This is a genomic window from Mycolicibacterium vaccae NBRC 14118 = CIP 105934 (assembly GCF_001552715.1).
GTDB lineage: Bacteria > Actinomycetota > Actinomycetes > Mycobacteriales > Mycobacteriaceae > Mycobacterium > Mycobacterium vaccae.
Map to the genome: position 1 here is coordinate 1 of NZ_BCRS01000158.1, position 13,529 is coordinate 13,529.

Here is a 13,529-nt window from a genome sequence, read left to right on the forward strand (position 1 = left end):
GTTGGCCTCGGCCACGCTGGTGGCGTCGGCGGGGAAGGTCTCGCCGACCTTCCACCCCGACTTCACGTCGCGCAGCGCGTCCCCGCCGCGCACGAACGGCCACTGCCCCGGCAGCGCGGGTTCGGCCAGTTCGTCGGCGGCGGTGTAGAGCGGCCGGATCGGGAAGCCGTCGTAGGTGTCCGAATCAAGCAGCCGCTCGGGTTCGGCGGGCAGGTCGGCCGGGTCCCGCTTGAGGGACTTCGCCAGCACGCCCGCCACAGCGGAGCGCCACCGGTCCAGATCGGAATCGATTACTCCGCCGGCGGCGCCGGCGCTGGGATTCTGCACAGCCATCAGGCTAAATGATCGCCATCACACTCTCGTGGGCCGGTAGCTCACTGCACTGTCGTCCCCGACGAGCGCATCTGCTGCGCCCCCGTACCCTTGGGAATCGTGAAATCCGTAGTCAGCACGCTTCGTACCGTCGGTGCCGCGGTCGTCGTCACGCTGAAGACGGCTCCGCGGGGCAGGCTCGCTGCGACGCTGATGGGGATTGTGATTCTCGTCGCAGTTGCGGTGTTCGTGCCGTTGCCGACCGCGCTGCAGGTGCGCGACTGGGCCACCGCGGCCGGTCCGTGGTTCCCGTTGGTGTTCTTCGCCGCGCACGTCGTGGCGACGGTGTTCCCGTTCCCCCGCACTGTGTTCACGCTGGCCGCGGGCCTGCTGTTCGGTCCGCTGCTGGGCATCCCGATCGCGGTGGTGGCCAGCACGCTCAGCGCGGTGATCGCGCTGCTGCTGGTCCGGGTCGCGGGCTGGCAGGTCAGCCGCCTGGTGTCCCATCCCCGCGTCACGGCCGTCGACAAGCGGCTGAGCGAGCGGGGCTGGCCCGTGGTGCTGGCGACCCGGTTGATCCCGGCGGTGCCGTTCTCGGTGCTCAACTACGCTGCCGGCGCTTCGTCGGTGCGGGTGCTGCCCTACACACTGGCCACCCTGGTCGGCGTGCTTCCCGGCACCTCGGCGATCGTCGTGTTCGGGGACGCGTTGACCGGCCGCATCAGCCCGCTGCTTCTGGTGGTGTCGGTGTGCACGGCGGCGGTCGGGGTGGCCGGGCTGCTCTACGAGATCAGGATCGAGCGGCGCAGCCGGACGCCCGTCACGACGTCCTGACGTCGGGCCCCTTGACCGTCATCGCGGCGAACAGCGTGAGCAGCGACGACGCGGCGACCAGGCCGGGACTCCAGTCCTTGGCCCTGACGTGGGAGCCGACGGCCAGGGTGAAGTAGACGGTGAGCATGAACGTCGTCAGCCGCGCGAGTGCGGGCCAGCGGAACACCGACAGCAGGCCGACGGCGCTGGCCCCCTTCACGAGCGGGAGCAGCGGCCACAGTTTCCGGGGCAGTCCGACGTCGTCCAACGCCTTCCTGACCGGCGCGACGGGTCCTACGCTGGCGGCGGCGTCTGCGGCCTGCACCGCGGCGAGCACGGCGTAGGTTCGCGGCGACGTCAGCGCGCTCACTGTTCCTGCGTTTCGTGCCGTGGCGCGCCGAGCTGGCCGGGCGGCTGCGGCGAAGGCAGGCGGCCGGGCCCGTCGACCGGGATGCGCGCCTCGGCCTCGGCCTTGGCCACCGCCGCGGCGATCGCGGGATCGGTCTCGGTGTTGAACCAGTCGGCGACCTCTTCGGAGTCGTCGACGGGCCGGGCCGAAGCGTCGTCGACCGGCGACGGGGTGTAGCGGTAGACGCCGTCCTCGCCCGGCGCGCCGAGCAGCTTGGTGAAGCCCTGCAGCGCGGACCCGAAGTCGCTGGGCACCAGCCACACCTTGTTGGCCTCGCCCTTGGCCATCTGCGGCAGGGTCTGCAGGTACTGGTAGGCCAGCATCTCCGGGGTCGGTCGGCCGGCCTTGATCGCCGCGAACGTCTTCTCAATGGCCTTGGCCTGGCCCTGGGCCTGCAGGTACGCGGCGGCGCGTTCACCCTGGGCGCGCAGCATCCGGGACTGCCGATCGGCCTCGGCGGTGAGGATGGCGGCCTGCTTCGCGCCTTCGGCCGCCAGGATCTGCGCCTGCTTCTGGCCTTCGGCCTGTTTGATGGCCGCCTCCCGGCTGCCTTCGGCGGTCAGGATCATCGCCCGCTTCTCGCGGTCGGCGCGCATCTGCTTCTCCATCGAATCCTGGATCGACGGTGGCGGGTCGATGCTGCGCAGTTCGACCCGTGCCACGCGCAGTCCCCACCTGTTGGTGGCCTCGTCGAGCACGCCGCGCAGTTGTTTGTTGATGGAATCGCGCGAGGTGAGGGTCTGCTCGAGGGTCATGCCGCCGACGACGTTGCGCAGCGTGGTGGTGGCCAGCTGCTCGACGCCGACGATGTAGTTGCTGATCTGGTACACCGCCGCCTGGGGGTTGGTGACCTGGAAGTACACCACGGTGTCGATGTTGACGGTGAGGTTGTCCTCGGTGATGACGGGCTGCGGCGGGAACGACACCACCCGCTCCCGGAGGTCGACGCGGGCCCGGATGCGGTCCACGAAGGGCACCAGCAGGGTCAGCTGACCGGACACCGTCTTGCTGTAGCGGCCCAGCCGTTCGATGACCGCGGCCTCAGCCTGTGGGATCAGCGCCACCGACTTGGCGACCACGACCACGGCGAACAACACCAGCACACCCAGTAGCACCAGCCCCGTGATTGCGCCATCCATGTCGAGTCCCTTCTCTAGCCGATCTTGGAGACGACCGCGGTCGCGCCGTCGATGTGCACGACGGTGACCTGATCGCCGGGTTCGTAGACGTCGGTCTCGTTGTAGGGCCGGGCGGTCCAGACGTCGCCGTCGAGCTTGACCTGGCCCTCGTGGCGGGCCACGCGGTCGAGCACCAGCGCGCTCTTGCCCTCCAGCGCCTTGGCCGGTTCGGGCAGACCCGTGCCGGACTGCATCCTGCGCCGCAGCGCGGGACGCACCCCGACCAGCAGCAGCACCGACACCACCAGGAACACAATGCCGTCGACCCAGATCGGCGCGTCGAACAGGAAGCTGGAACCGGCTGCGGCGAGCGCGCCGCCGCTGAGCATCAGCAGGAACAGATCGCCGGTGAGCGCCTCGGCGCCGGCGAGCGCCAATGCTGCGATCAGCCAGATCAGCGAGACGGGCATGACGCCAGCCTAACCGCGCAACCGACTCGACGACCCGGCAACAACTACACTGCAGCCATCATGTGGTGCCCGAGTGTCTCGCTATCGATATGGGCCAACGCCTGGCTGGCAGGCGCTGCCGCGCCCGACGACGTCCTTGACGCGTTATCTCAGTGGACGCCAAAGCATTCGGTGACCGCTTACGATTCGGTCGCGGCGGAGCGCACCGGGTTGTCCTGGCCGGATCTCGATGACAACGCCTCGATGTCGCTGTTGCAGACGGTGCGCACGGTTGCCGGAAGGGGCGCTCCGCAACCGTCGATCGCGCTGGCCCTGCCGGTTCCCGGTGACGTCCGGGGCCTTCCACCGGGCACGCAGTTCGGCCGGGACGCAGTGACGGCCGGCGAGGCCGTCCTCGTCAACGGCGCCGACGGCGCGATCGGGCTGGTGCCCGACTTCGAGTATCAGGACAGCTTTCCCGATCCGGCCGACCCCGACGACGACTACGAGTTCGAAGCCGAGCTGAGCGGGCTGTCCTGGACGGTGTACTCGTTCACGTCGGCCCCGCCTGCGGGACACTTCGACCTCGGCGAGTCCGAGTATCAGCTTCGCGACGCGGTGCGCTCGGCCGCCGACGCGCTGGGCGCGCTGCGCGCAGGCGCCTCCGGAGGTGAGGTGGCAGACCCGCGCCGGCTCGTCGAGCAGGTGCTCGACTCCACCCGCCTGCACCGCATCCCCGACCACGCCCCGACGCGGGCGGTGCGGGTGATGGAGAACGCCGCTCACGTGGACGCCATCATCACGGTCAGCTCGGGACTGATTCCGATCGGACTTCAGAGTTCGTCGGAGGTCCAGCTGGCCAGCGACGTGCTGCGACCCCTGACTGCGGTGGTGCGCTCGGCCCGACTGGCCGCGGTGGAGGCGATCCTGCACTCGGCCTGGCGCGGTTAGGAACCGTCAGCCCGCGCAGTCCGGTGTGCACAGGGCGCCGTTGACGCTGCTGCCGTAGCACGGCACCTGCCCGCCACCGACCCGTCGGGGCGGAACCCCAAGGCGCAGTTCGTCCATCAGGTCGACGACCAGCTCGGCGAACCGGGGCTGCGCGTTCGGGGTGGACGCCCGGGCGAAGGCGATGCCGGCCTCGGCGGCCTGCTCGGCCAGTTCGTTGTCGAGGTCCCACACCACCTCGATGTGATCGGCGACGAAGCCCACCGGGCAGACGATCACCGCCCTGGCGCCCTGGGCGGCCAGCGTGGTCAGGTGGTCGCCGACGTCAGGTTCCAGCCACGGCACCTGCGGCGGCCCTGACCGGGACTGCCACACCTGGTCGTACTCGGGGTAGCCGGCCGCGGCCGCGACCAGCGCCGCGGTGTGCTCGACCTGGCGTTGGTAAAGGTCTGGCCCGCAACGCGATGCCGCGCGCAACGGGATCGAGTGCGCGGTGAACACCAGGCGCGCCTGGCCGCGCAGCTCCTCGGGAAGGGTCGCCGCCGCGGTGTCGACGGCGTCGGCGAACATCTCGATCAGCAGCGGGTGGTCGAAGTACTGCCGCAGCTTGACCAGCTCCGGGGCGTCCGGACCTGCCGCGGCCCGGCCGCGGGCGATGTCCTCCTGGTACTGGGTGCACCCCGAGTAGCCGCCCCAGGCCGACGTCGAGAACACGGCCGCGCGGCGAATGCCGTTGTCGCGCATGGTCGCGACGGTGTCCTCGACGTACGGTTCCCAGTTGCGGTTACCGAAGTAGACCGGGATCTGCTGACCGCGGCGGGCCAGTTCGGCCTCGATCGAGGTGATCAGCTCGCGGTTGATGCCGTTGATCGGTGACACGCCGCCGAAATGCAGATAGTGCTCGGCGACCGACTCGAGCCGCTCCCGTGGGATCCCCCGCCCCCTGGTGACATTCTCCAGGAACGGCATCACCTGTTCGGGTCCTTCCGGGCCCCCGAACGACAGCAGCAGCAGCGCGTCAAACGTCACGGGATCTCACAGCAGCTGGGTGCTCGCGCCGCCGTCGGCGTAGATCACGGTGCCCGTGGTCGCCGGCAACCAGTCCGACATCAGCGCGCAGACCGTCTTGGCGACCGGGGTGGGGTCCTTCATGTTCCAGCCCAGCGGCGCCCGCTGGTCCCAGCCCTCTTCCAGCAGCTGCATCTGCGCGCCGGCCTCCTCGCCGAGAGCACCGCCGACGATCGCGCTCATCGCCAGCGTCCGGATCGGCCCTGCCGCAACCAGATTGGACCGCACCCCGACCTTGCCGGCCTCGCGGGCGACGAATCGGTTCACCGATTCGAGCGCGCTCTTGGCGACCGTCATCCAGTTGTAGGCAGGCATGGCGCGGGTCGGGTCGAAGTCCATCCCGACGATCCCGCCGCCCGGGTTCATGATCGGCAGCACGGCCTTGGCCAGCGACGCGTAGGAGTACGCCGAGATGTGGATGCCCTTGGCGACGTCCTCGTAGGGCGCGTCGAAGAACGGGTTGATGCCCATGCCGGTCTGGGGCATGAAGCCGATGGAGTGCACCACGCCGTCGAGCTTGTTGCCCTCGCCGATCTCCGCGGTGACCCGGTCGGCCAGCGTGTCGAGGTGCTCCTGGTTCTGCACGTCGAGCTCGATCAGCGGCGCCGGCGCGGGCAGCCGGTCGGCGATCCGGCGGATCAGCTTCATCCGGTCGAACCCGGTCAGCACCAGCTCGGCGCCGGCCTCCTGGGCGACCTTGGCGATGTAGAACGCGATCGAGGAGTCGGTGATGATCCCCGTGACGAGGATGCGCTTACCTTCGAGAAAACCTGCCATGTGAAAGTCCTTATCTCTGTTAGTGGCCCATGCCCATGCCGCCGTCGACCGGGATCACCGCGCCGGCGAGGTAACTCGCGTCCTCCGAGGCGAGGAAGCTGACCACGCCGGCGACCTCGGCGGCGGTGCCGACGCGCTTGGCCGGGATGAAGTCCAGTGCGCCCTTCTGGATCCGCTCGTCGAGCGCGCGGGTCATCTCGGTGTCGATGTAGCCGGGCGCCACCACGTTCGCGGTGACGTTGGCCTTGGACAGCTCGCGGGAGATGGAGCGGGCCATGCCGATCAGCCCGGCCTTGGAGGCCGCGTAGTTGGCCTGGTTGCCGATGCCCCACATGCCCGAGACCGAGCCCACGTAGATGATCCGGCCGAACCGCTTGCGCTGCATGGTGCGCGAGGCCCGCTGGGTCACCCGGAAGGCTCCGGTCAGGTTCGCGTCGATGACCTTCTGGAACCTCTCCTCGGTCATCCGCATCAGGAACGCGTCGGCGGAGATGCCCGCGTTGGACACCAGCACCTCGACCGGGCCCTGATGCTCCTCGACCTCGGTGAAGGCGCGGTCGACGGCGTCGTTGTCGGTGACGTCGCACTCCACCGCGAACAGGCCCTCGGGTGCACCCGAACCGCGATGGGTGACGGCGACCTTGTGCCCGTCGGCGGCCAGGCGTTGCGCGATGGCCAGACCGATACCGCGGTTACCGCCGGTCACCAGCACCGAACGGGATACGAACGCGGGTCGACCGGTGGGCGCGGCTTCGACGGCAGCAGAGTCGCTCATGACGGCCAACTTAGTGCCTGACCGGCACCCGTCCGAAATCGCATCGCGTTCGCCGATCACGGCAGAAGCGCCGTCGGGGCGCTCAGCCGTGCCGCGTCACGGCCAGGGGGCACACCGAACATCCGGCGGTACTCCCGGCTGAACTGGGTGGGGCTGTCGTAGCCGACGAGATGGCCCACCCCCGCGATGTCCCCGGCGCGCGACACCAACAGGTTCCTGGCCTCCTGCAGCCTGATCTGCTTCTGGAACTGCAGTGGGCTCATCGCGGTGACGGCCCGGAAGTGGCGGTGGAACGCCGAGGGACTCATCCCGGCCATCGACGCCAGCTCGGCAATGCGCAGCGGCTCGGCATAGTTCTCCCTGATCCAGCGAATGGTTCTGTTGACGTGGGCGAGCCCGCTCCCCGCGCTGCCGATCTGACTCACCACCGCGGCGTGCGGCCCGGTCAGCAGTCGCCACAGGATCTCCCGCTCGATGAGCGGGGCCAGCACGTCGGCGTCCTGCGGATGGTCCAGCAGCCGCACCATCCGCAGGACCGCGTCGAGCAGATCGGGCCCGGCCGGACCGGTCGACATCGCCGGCGCCGATGGCGACGGCCGTGCGCCGCTACGCGCCGCCAGCATCAGATCGGTGATCGCCAGCGGGCGCAGCTCCATGCCGATTCCCAGCGCCGGGGTGCGTGAATCGGCACCGATGAAGTGCCCACTGACCGGTAGCTCTGCGGTGACGACCAGGACGTCGCCCGCGCGGTACTCGAAGACCTGATCGCCGAGATGCAGTCGTTTGGCGCCCTGGGCCAGCACGACAAGCAGGGGCGCGGTCAAGGAGTACTCCGGTGCCGATCCGGTGGCGCGGGACAGCAGCAGACCGCCGATGGCCGTCGACATGTCCGGTGTCGCGTGGGCGTCCACCAGCATGCGCAGTTCGGTAAGCGCCTCCTCGGACCGTCGCATGGGTTCCAGCCAACCACGGATCGACTGATCCATCCATAATCAGCAGGATCAGACAAGAGCTTGGGCGTATCGGTCTACCGTTCACCGGCACCACGGCGTTGTATCGACAGTGTCCGATACGGCGCCACGAAGGAGAACATCAATGACACTCGACCATTACGTCACACTCGGCCGGTCCGGCCTGCGAGTGAGCCCATTCGCCCTGGGCGCCATGACATTCGGCGAGGATTCCGGCGGAGCCGGCTGCAGTGTCGCCGAGTCCGAGTCCATCATCACCAGCTACCTCGAGCGCGGCGGAAACTTCATCGACACCGCGAACTTCTACACCAACGGACACTCCGAGAAGATTCTCGGTGACTATTTCGCCGCGCGTCCCCATCAGCGGGATCGTGCTATTCTGGCGACCAAGTTCTTCACCAACATGTACCCGGGCGACCCCAACGGTGGCGGCGCAGGCAGACGGTCGATGGTGGCACAACTCGAGGAGAGTCTGCGCCGGTTGCGCACAGACCACGTCGATCTGTACTGGCTGCACAACTGGGACCGGCACACCCCGATCGAGGAGACCGTGCGCACCCTCGACGACCTGGTCCGGGCCGGAAAGGTCCGCTACATCGGCTTCTCCAACATCCCCGCCTGGGTGACCGCCCAGGCGCAGACGATGGCGCAGCTCAACCGCTGGACACCGCTGGTGGCGCTGCAGGTCGGCTACTCGCTGCTGAACCGCGGAGTGGAGGCGGAGATCGCCCCGCTGGCGTGGGACCAGGGCCTGGCGCTGGTGCCGTGGAGCCCGTTGCAGAACGGGTTCCTGTCAGGCAAGTACCGGCGCGGGACGCACGTCACCGACTCTGCCCGAGCCGCCTTCGTCGGCGGTCCGACCGAGGCCGAGTTCACGGTGATAGATGCCGTCGCGGCCGTTGCCGAGGAACTCGACACCACCTCGGCCGCTGTGGCATTGGCGTGGCTGCGGGCCCGCCGCGGCACCGTGGTACCGATCCTGGGAGCACGACGCCTCCAGCATCTGGAGACCAACCTGGCCGGCCTGGCGATCACCTTGACGCCCGATCAGCTGCAGCGTCTCGACACTGTGTCCGCACCGCAACTGCACGTTCCGGTGGAACCTCAACTGCTGGCCGCGTTGCAGTTCGCCGGCGCGACGGTGGACGGACTGGCGTCGGTCGCCTATCCCCCGCTGGCCGAAGGCACCGCGCGGTACTAACCGGGCAGGCGCCGGTTGAGCAGCAACGCCCCCAGCGCGGCGAGCGCCAGCAGCGCCGAACCGAGCCGGAGCCAGCCCACGCTGGCGTCGCCCTTGATGGTCTCGTAGCCGATCTGCTCCTGCAGGTCGGTGAACACCTGCTTGAGCTGCTCGAGGCTGGACGCGGTGAAGGCCTCGCCGCCGGACAGGTCAGCGATCTTCTTGAGCATCTCGTCGTCGACCGGGACGGGCTGGCGCTGGTCGTTGATCTCGACGTAGCCGTACGGTGTGCCGAACGACACCGTGGAGATCGGCACCCCTTGGTCTTTGGCGGTGCGCGCGGCCGTGTAGGCGCCCTTGGGGTTGTCCGGGTTGGACGGCACGGTCTCCTTGCCGTCCGACATCAGCACGATGCGCGCCGGTGGCGGTTCGTCGCCGCCGCCGATGACCGCGCCGACGGTGGCGACGGCCTGCAGCGCGGTGAAGATGCCCTCACCGGTGGCGGTGCGGTCGGCGAGCTGGAGCTTGTCGATCGCAGTCTTGGTCGCCTCGCGGTTGGTGGTCGGTGACACCAGCACGGTCGCGGTGCCGGCGTACGCGATCAGCCCGAGGTTGATGCCGGGGGTCAGCTGGTCGGCGAACTGTTTGGCGGCTTCCTGCGCCGCGACCAGCCGGTTGGGGGCCACGTCGGTGGCCCGCATCGACTGCGAGACGTCGACGACGAGCATCACCACGGCCCGGTTGCGCGGGATCCGCACGTCGTGCGTCGGGCCGGCCATCGCGATCGTGAACGACACCAGCGACAGGACGATCAGCACCGCCGGGAGGTGGCGCAGCCGGCTGGGCCGCTTCGGCGCCACGCTCTCCAGCAGCTCCATGTTCGCAAAGCGCAGCATCCGCCGCTGCCGGGACAGCTGCATCACGACGTAGAGCGCGATGATCCCGAGCACGACGAAGAAGAACAGGAAAAACCACGGATGTTCGAAACCTGAAAGCGACATCGGTCCGAGCAACGGTAAAGTCATGCGTCACTAGTCATTTCGTCGTTATCGGCAATCGTCGGAGGTCATCACCGCGCCGCGAGCGCACCGCGGCGCCGGCTCGCGACGAACCGGACCACGTCGGCGATCCAGTCCCGGTCGGTACGCAGGGTCAGCAGCGGGGCACCACAGCGGCGCAGGGTGCGCGCCACCTCGGCCCGGTGCGCGGCGGCGGCCCGGGCGAAGTCGGTGCGCAGCTGCTCGTCGATGGTGAATTCGCGGGTGCGCCCGGTTTCGGTGTCCTGCAGCACGACATCGCCGACGTCCGGCAACTCGATGTCGCGGGGGTCGAGGATCTCGATCCCGAGTACCTCGTGCCGGCCCGCGACGGCGCGCAGCGGGCGCATCCAGTCGATCGGCCCGAGGAAGTCGCTGATGATCACCGCCATGCCGCGCCGCCGCTCGGGCCTGCGCAGCGCGTCGATCGCGGCGGCGAGGTCACCGCGCACCCCCACCGGCGCCCGCGGGGTGGTGGCGATGGCCCGCAACAGTTCCTGCTCGTGCATGCGACCCGACAGGGCGGGTACCCGGCGGGTCGTCTCGCCGTTGGAGATGATCGCGCCGATCCGGTTGCCGCCGCCGCTGTTGAGGAACGCGATCGACGCGGCCGCGGCCACCGCCAGGTCACGCTTCTCGCAGTTGGCGGTGCCGAAGTCCAGGCTGGCCGACATGTCGACCACCAGCCATGTCTCCAGCTCGCGGTCGGCGATCATCTGCCGCACGTGCGGATGGGTGGTGCGCGCGGTCACCGACCAGTCCATCCGCCGGACGTCGTCACCGGGCTGGTAGACCCGCGACTCCCCCGGTTCGGATCCCGGGCCCGGCAGCAACCCGAGGTGGTCACCGTGCAGCACGCCGTCGAGCTTGCGGCGGACGGTGAGCTCGAGCTTGCGCAGCGCCGCGGTCAGTGCGGGGTCCCGGATCTCCCCGCGCTGCATCGACGGCAGGTCGACAGAGCGGCTTGAGCGGGTCACCAGGTCAGCGACCGCTCGCCGCGGCCGCCGCGGCCGGGACTACGGGCGGCACCGAATGCCCTTGCTGCGGAATGGCATTCACCTGCGGCAGCGCGACGGTCTGCATGATGCGGTTGATCACGGTCTCGGAGGAGATCTCGTCGGCCAGTGCGTCGTAGGTCAGCACCAGACGGTGCCGGAGCACGTCCGGGATGATCTCCACGACGTCCTGCGGGATCACATAGTCGCGTCCGCGCACCAGGGCCAGCGCCCTGGACGCGGCGATGATGCCCAGCGAGGCACGCGGGGACGCGCCGTAGGCGATCCACGCCTTGGCGTCCGGCATGCCGAACTTGTCCGGCTCGCGGGTGGCGGTGACGATGCGCACCACGTAGTCGACCAGCGCGTGGTGGACGAAGGTGTTCGCGGCCACGTCCTGCAGGCGCAACAGGTCACCGGTGTTGAGGATCGCCTTGGGCTCCGGGGGCTTGACGCCCATCCGGTAGATGATCTCGCGCTCTTCCTCCGGCGTCGGGTAGTCGACGTTGAGCTTGAACAGGAACCGGTCGCGCTGGGCCTCCGGAAGCTGGTAGACGCCCTCCTGCTCGATCGGGTTCTGCGTGGCCATCACCAGGAACGGGCTGGGCAGCGGGAAGGTCTTGCCGCCGATGGAGATCTTGCGCTCGGCCATCACCTCGAGCAGCGCGGACTGCACCTTGGCCGGTGCGCGGTTGATCTCGTCGGCGAGCAGGAAGTTGGCCACCACCGGGCCGAGTTCGATGTCGAACTCCTCCTTGCCCTGCCGGTAGATGCGGGTGCCGACGATGTCGGTGGGCACCAGGTCGGGGGTGAACTGGATCCGGGCGAACGTCCCGCCGACGACCTTGGCGAAGGTCTCGACAGCGAGTGTCTTGGCCACACCGGGGACGCCTTCGAGCAGCACGTGCCCCTTGGCCAGCAGCCCCACCAGCATCCGCTCGACGAGCAGGTCCTGGCCGACGATGATGCGCTTGACCTCGAAGATCGCGCGCTCCAGGGTGTGCACCTCGTTCTGCAGACCGCCGTTGGACTGCGCGGAACCGGCTTGCGCAGGCGCGGCGTGCGCGCCCGCGGAGTAGCCCTGTGGCGGGGCCTGTCCGGGATATCCTCCAGCGCCCTGCGGCGGTCCACTCGGTGAGGTCATCAACATTCCTTCCACATGCGCCGTACATGCTGGCCTTCGCGGCGCGGCCCGTCCTGGCCGTGCGCTCGCCGTCAACTATTCCAGGCGCTTGGAGATCCGTCGACGTCGCCTGGGTTGCTCAGCTTTAACTCAGGCCACACTCAGGATTCGATGATGCGTGCCACGAACGGCTGCAGGCCGGACATGCGCACAGGGCTGACCGTCACTTTGCCGGCGCTGCCCGAGGACTCCAGCATCTTGCCGCCGCCGAGGTAGATCGCGACGTGCTGGCTGCCGCCCGGTCCCCAGAACAGCAGATCGCCGCGTTTGGCCTGCTGGACCGGGACCTTGCGCCCGGCGTTGTACTGGTCGCCGGAGTACTTCGGGATCAGCACGCCGACCCCGGCGTAGGAGAACTGGGTGAAGCCGGAGCAGTCGTAGCCGACGGTGTTGGCGCCCGAGTCGATCCCGCGACTGGGGCCGTTGGGCTTGCCGCCGCCCCACGAGTACGGGGTGCCGATCTGGGTGCCGCCCCGCCGGATCACGTACTCGATGGCCGCGGGGCCGCGCACGGTGCCGGGGGCGACACCTGCGGGCGCGTCCTTGGGCGCCAGCCCGATCGTCTGCAGGAACTTGCGGCCCAGGTCCATGGTCACCTGGGTGGCCTGGGCGGTGGCCGCCAACGACGCGTTCGCGATCGCCAGCGGGTCGCCGGGCGCGCCCGCGCTGATCAGTTTGGGCAGCGTCGGGTCCCACTGTCCGCCGTCGGGTTGAGCTGCCGCGGGCGCGACGGCACCTGCCAGCAGTGCGACGGCGGTGGCCACCGTGATGACGAAGCGACGCAGGGCGATCACCACTCGATCATTCGGGTCACGAACGGCGTCATCCCGCTGGTGCGCACCGGCGAGATCTTGACGACCGAGCCGGTGTACGGGGCCTCCAGCATCTGGCCGTCGCCGAGGTACATCGCGACGTGCTGGCTGGCGTTGGGGCCGTAGAAGATCATGTCGCCGCGGCGCATCTGTGAGGACGGCACCTTACGGCCGGCGTTGTACTGCGAGCCCGAGTAGTGGTCGAGCTTGATGCCGACGCCGGCGAACATGTAGAGCATCAGACCGGAGCAGTCGAAGCCGACAGTGTTTGCGCCGCGGTCGATCCCACGGCTCGGCCCGGAGGCGTTACCGCCGCCCCAGGAGTACGGCACACCCATCTGAGACATGCCACGCTTGATGACGTACTCGGTGGCCTGCCTGCCGTAGAGCGTCGGGATCGCGCCGTTGGTGATGCCGGTCGGGGTGGGCAGCAGGCCGAGGCTCTGCAGGAACTTGCGGCCGAGGTCCTGGGTGATCTTCAGCGACGTCGTGATGATCTTGATGACCGCGTTGATGATCTGGATCGGATCGCCGCTGACGAACGCGCTCGGAATCTGGGGCAGCGTCATGTCCCAGGCGGTCTCGCGGTTGCCGGTGGCCGGGTCGACGTCCCAGTCGGCACTCCCGCCGCCCGGCGCGGGCGCCGCAGACGATCCCGGCGCGGGCTTGGCCGCCCCCGCGG

General features: G+C 69.2%; 15 protein-coding genes and 1 pseudogene. 3 read left to right on the forward strand and 13 right to left on the reverse strand.

The features are described 5' to 3' along the window. Positions 1 to 333: pseudogene (locus MVA01S_RS23915) on the reverse strand (methylmalonyl-CoA mutase family protein); the annotation flags it as partial. 99 nt (positions 334 to 432) lie between these two features. On the opposite strand from MVA01S_RS23915, the gene MVA01S_RS23920 reads away from it, so the two are divergent. Then, positions 433 to 1,146, forward strand: coding sequence for a TVP38/TMEM64 family protein (locus tag MVA01S_RS23920; RefSeq protein ID WP_003932054.1), 714 nt, complete (start codon positions 433 to 435; stop codon positions 1,144 to 1,146). Here the strand turns inward: MVA01S_RS23920 and MVA01S_RS23925 are convergent. The 3 genes from MVA01S_RS23925 to MVA01S_RS23935 are packed head-to-tail and all read right to left on the reverse strand — an operon-like array spanning position 1,133 to position 3,122. After that, entirely contained in the window at positions 1,133 to 1,495 is a 363-nt protein-coding gene (locus MVA01S_RS23925) for a DoxX family protein (RefSeq protein WP_003932053.1), read from the reverse strand. The two genes, MVA01S_RS23920 and MVA01S_RS23925, sit on opposite strands and share 14 nt — an antisense overlap. Continuing rightward, positions 1,492 to 2,673 carry an SPFH domain-containing protein gene (locus MVA01S_RS23930; RefSeq protein ID WP_003932052.1) on the reverse strand — a complete coding sequence of 394 codons (1,182 nt, stop codon included), beginning with the start codon at positions 2,671 to 2,673 and terminating at the stop codon, positions 1,492 to 1,494. The genes MVA01S_RS23925 and MVA01S_RS23930 overlap by 4 nt, the downstream gene beginning before the upstream one ends. Positions 2,674 to 2,687: 14 nt before the next feature. Then, positions 2,688 to 3,122 (reverse strand): NfeD family protein, encoded by a 435-nt coding sequence (locus MVA01S_RS23935; RefSeq protein ID WP_003932051.1) that lies wholly within the window; start codon positions 3,120 to 3,122, stop codon positions 2,688 to 2,690. A 60-nt stretch (positions 3,123 to 3,182) separates the two neighbouring features. Here MVA01S_RS23935 and MVA01S_RS23940 point away from each other — a divergent pair, with 60 nt between their 5' ends. Then, positions 3,183 to 4,052: an Rv1486c family protein gene (locus MVA01S_RS23940; RefSeq protein ID WP_003932050.1), complete on the forward strand. Its 870-nt coding sequence runs from the start codon at positions 3,183 to 3,185 to the stop codon at positions 4,050 to 4,052. Positions 4,053 to 4,058: 6 nt separating this feature from the next. Here the strand turns inward: MVA01S_RS23940 and MVA01S_RS23945 are convergent, their stop codons facing one another. Genes MVA01S_RS23945 through MVA01S_RS23960 form a run of 4 tightly spaced genes read right to left on the reverse strand, consistent with a single transcriptional unit; the run spans position 4,059 to position 7,622 of the window. Beyond that, the gene (locus MVA01S_RS23945) at positions 4,059 to 5,078 is read right to left on the reverse strand and encodes a ferrochelatase (RefSeq protein WP_003932049.1); all 1,020 of its coding nucleotides are present in this window, start codon (positions 5,076 to 5,078) and stop codon (positions 4,059 to 4,061) included. Between the two features lie 6 nt (positions 5,079 to 5,084). Continuing rightward, positions 5,085 to 5,894: an NADH-dependent enoyl-ACP reductase InhA gene (gene inhA / locus MVA01S_RS23950; protein ID WP_003932048.1), complete on the reverse strand. Its 810-nt coding sequence runs from the start codon at positions 5,892 to 5,894 to the stop codon at positions 5,085 to 5,087. A 19-nt stretch (positions 5,895 to 5,913) separates the two neighbouring features. Next, entirely contained in the window at positions 5,914 to 6,669 is a 756-nt protein-coding gene (gene fabG1, locus MVA01S_RS23955) for a 3-oxoacyl-ACP reductase FabG1 (RefSeq protein ID WP_003932047.1), read from the reverse strand. 56 nt (positions 6,670 to 6,725) lie between these two features. Further along, on the reverse strand, positions 6,726 to 7,622 hold the full coding sequence (locus MVA01S_RS23960) for an AraC family transcriptional regulator (protein WP_040542226.1): 897 nt from the start codon (positions 7,620 to 7,622) through the stop codon (positions 6,726 to 6,728). 142 nt (positions 7,623 to 7,764) lie between these two features. On the opposite strand from MVA01S_RS23960, the gene MVA01S_RS23965 reads away from it, so the two are divergent. Next, positions 7,765 to 8,841: an aldo/keto reductase gene (locus tag MVA01S_RS23965; RefSeq protein WP_003932045.1), complete on the forward strand. Its 1,077-nt coding sequence runs from the start codon at positions 7,765 to 7,767 to the stop codon at positions 8,839 to 8,841. On the opposite strand, the gene MVA01S_RS23970 is transcribed toward MVA01S_RS23965, so the two are convergent. The 5 genes from MVA01S_RS23970 to MVA01S_RS23990 form a co-directional block, all read right to left on the reverse strand. Continuing rightward, the gene (locus MVA01S_RS23970; protein WP_003932044.1) at positions 8,838 to 9,845 is read right to left on the reverse strand and encodes a VWA domain-containing protein; all 1,008 of its coding nucleotides are present in this window, start codon (positions 9,843 to 9,845) and stop codon (positions 8,838 to 8,840) included. The genes MVA01S_RS23965 and MVA01S_RS23970 overlap by 4 nt on opposite strands. Positions 9,846 to 9,889: 44 nt before the next feature. Further along, positions 9,890 to 10,798, reverse strand: coding sequence for a DUF58 domain-containing protein (locus MVA01S_RS23975; RefSeq protein ID WP_003932043.1), 909 nt, complete (start codon positions 10,796 to 10,798; stop codon positions 9,890 to 9,892). A 40-nt stretch (positions 10,799 to 10,838) separates the two neighbouring features. Next, complete coding sequence (gene moxR1, locus MVA01S_RS23980; RefSeq protein ID WP_003932042.1) at positions 10,839 to 11,996, reverse strand: chaperone MoxR1; 1,158 nt, start codon at positions 11,994 to 11,996, stop codon at positions 10,839 to 10,841. A 140-nt stretch (positions 11,997 to 12,136) separates the two neighbouring features. Then, entirely contained in the window at positions 12,137 to 12,826 is a 690-nt protein-coding gene (gene ripB / locus MVA01S_RS23985) for an NlpC/P60 family peptidoglycan endopeptidase RipB (protein ID WP_040542223.1), read from the reverse strand. Further along, positions 12,826 to 13,529 (reverse strand): NlpC/P60 family protein (locus MVA01S_RS23990; protein ID WP_255251717.1); only part of this gene is annotated, 704 nt, incomplete at its 5' end. The genes ripB and MVA01S_RS23990, both read right to left, overlap by 1 nt.

Coding starts and splice junctions, on each gene's coding strand:
- MVA01S_RS23930 (WP_003932052.1), bottom strand. CDS start 2,673: ATGGATGGCGCAATCACGGGGCTGGTGCTACTGGGTGTGCTGGTGTTG.
- MVA01S_RS23935 (WP_003932051.1), bottom strand. CDS start 3,122: ATGCCCGTCTCGCTGATCTGGCTGATCGCAGCATTGGCGCTCGCCGGC.
- MVA01S_RS23940 (WP_003932050.1), top strand. CDS start 3,183: ATGTGGTGCCCGAGTGTCTCGCTATCGATATGGGCCAACGCCTGGCTG.
- inhA (WP_003932048.1), bottom strand. CDS start 5,894: ATGGCAGGTTTTCTCGAAGGTAAGCGCATCCTCGTCACGGGGATCATC.
- fabG1 (WP_003932047.1), bottom strand. CDS start 6,669: ATGAGCGACTCTGCTGCCGTCGAAGCCGCGCCCACCGGTCGACCCGCG.
- MVA01S_RS23960 (WP_040542226.1), bottom strand. CDS start 7,622: ATGCGACGGTCCGAGGAGGCGCTTACCGAACTGCGCATGCTGGTGGAC.
- MVA01S_RS23965 (WP_003932045.1), top strand. CDS start 7,765: ATGACACTCGACCATTACGTCACACTCGGCCGGTCCGGCCTGCGAGTG.
- MVA01S_RS23970 (WP_003932044.1), bottom strand. CDS start 9,845: ATGACTTTACCGTTGCTCGGACCGATGTCGCTTTCAGGTTTCGAACAT.
- MVA01S_RS23975 (WP_003932043.1), bottom strand. CDS start 10,798: ATGCAGCGCGGGGAGATCCGGGACCCCGCACTGACCGCGGCGCTGCGC.
- moxR1 (WP_003932042.1), bottom strand. CDS start 11,996: ATGACCTCACCGAGTGGACCGCCGCAGGGCGCTGGAGGATATCCCGGA.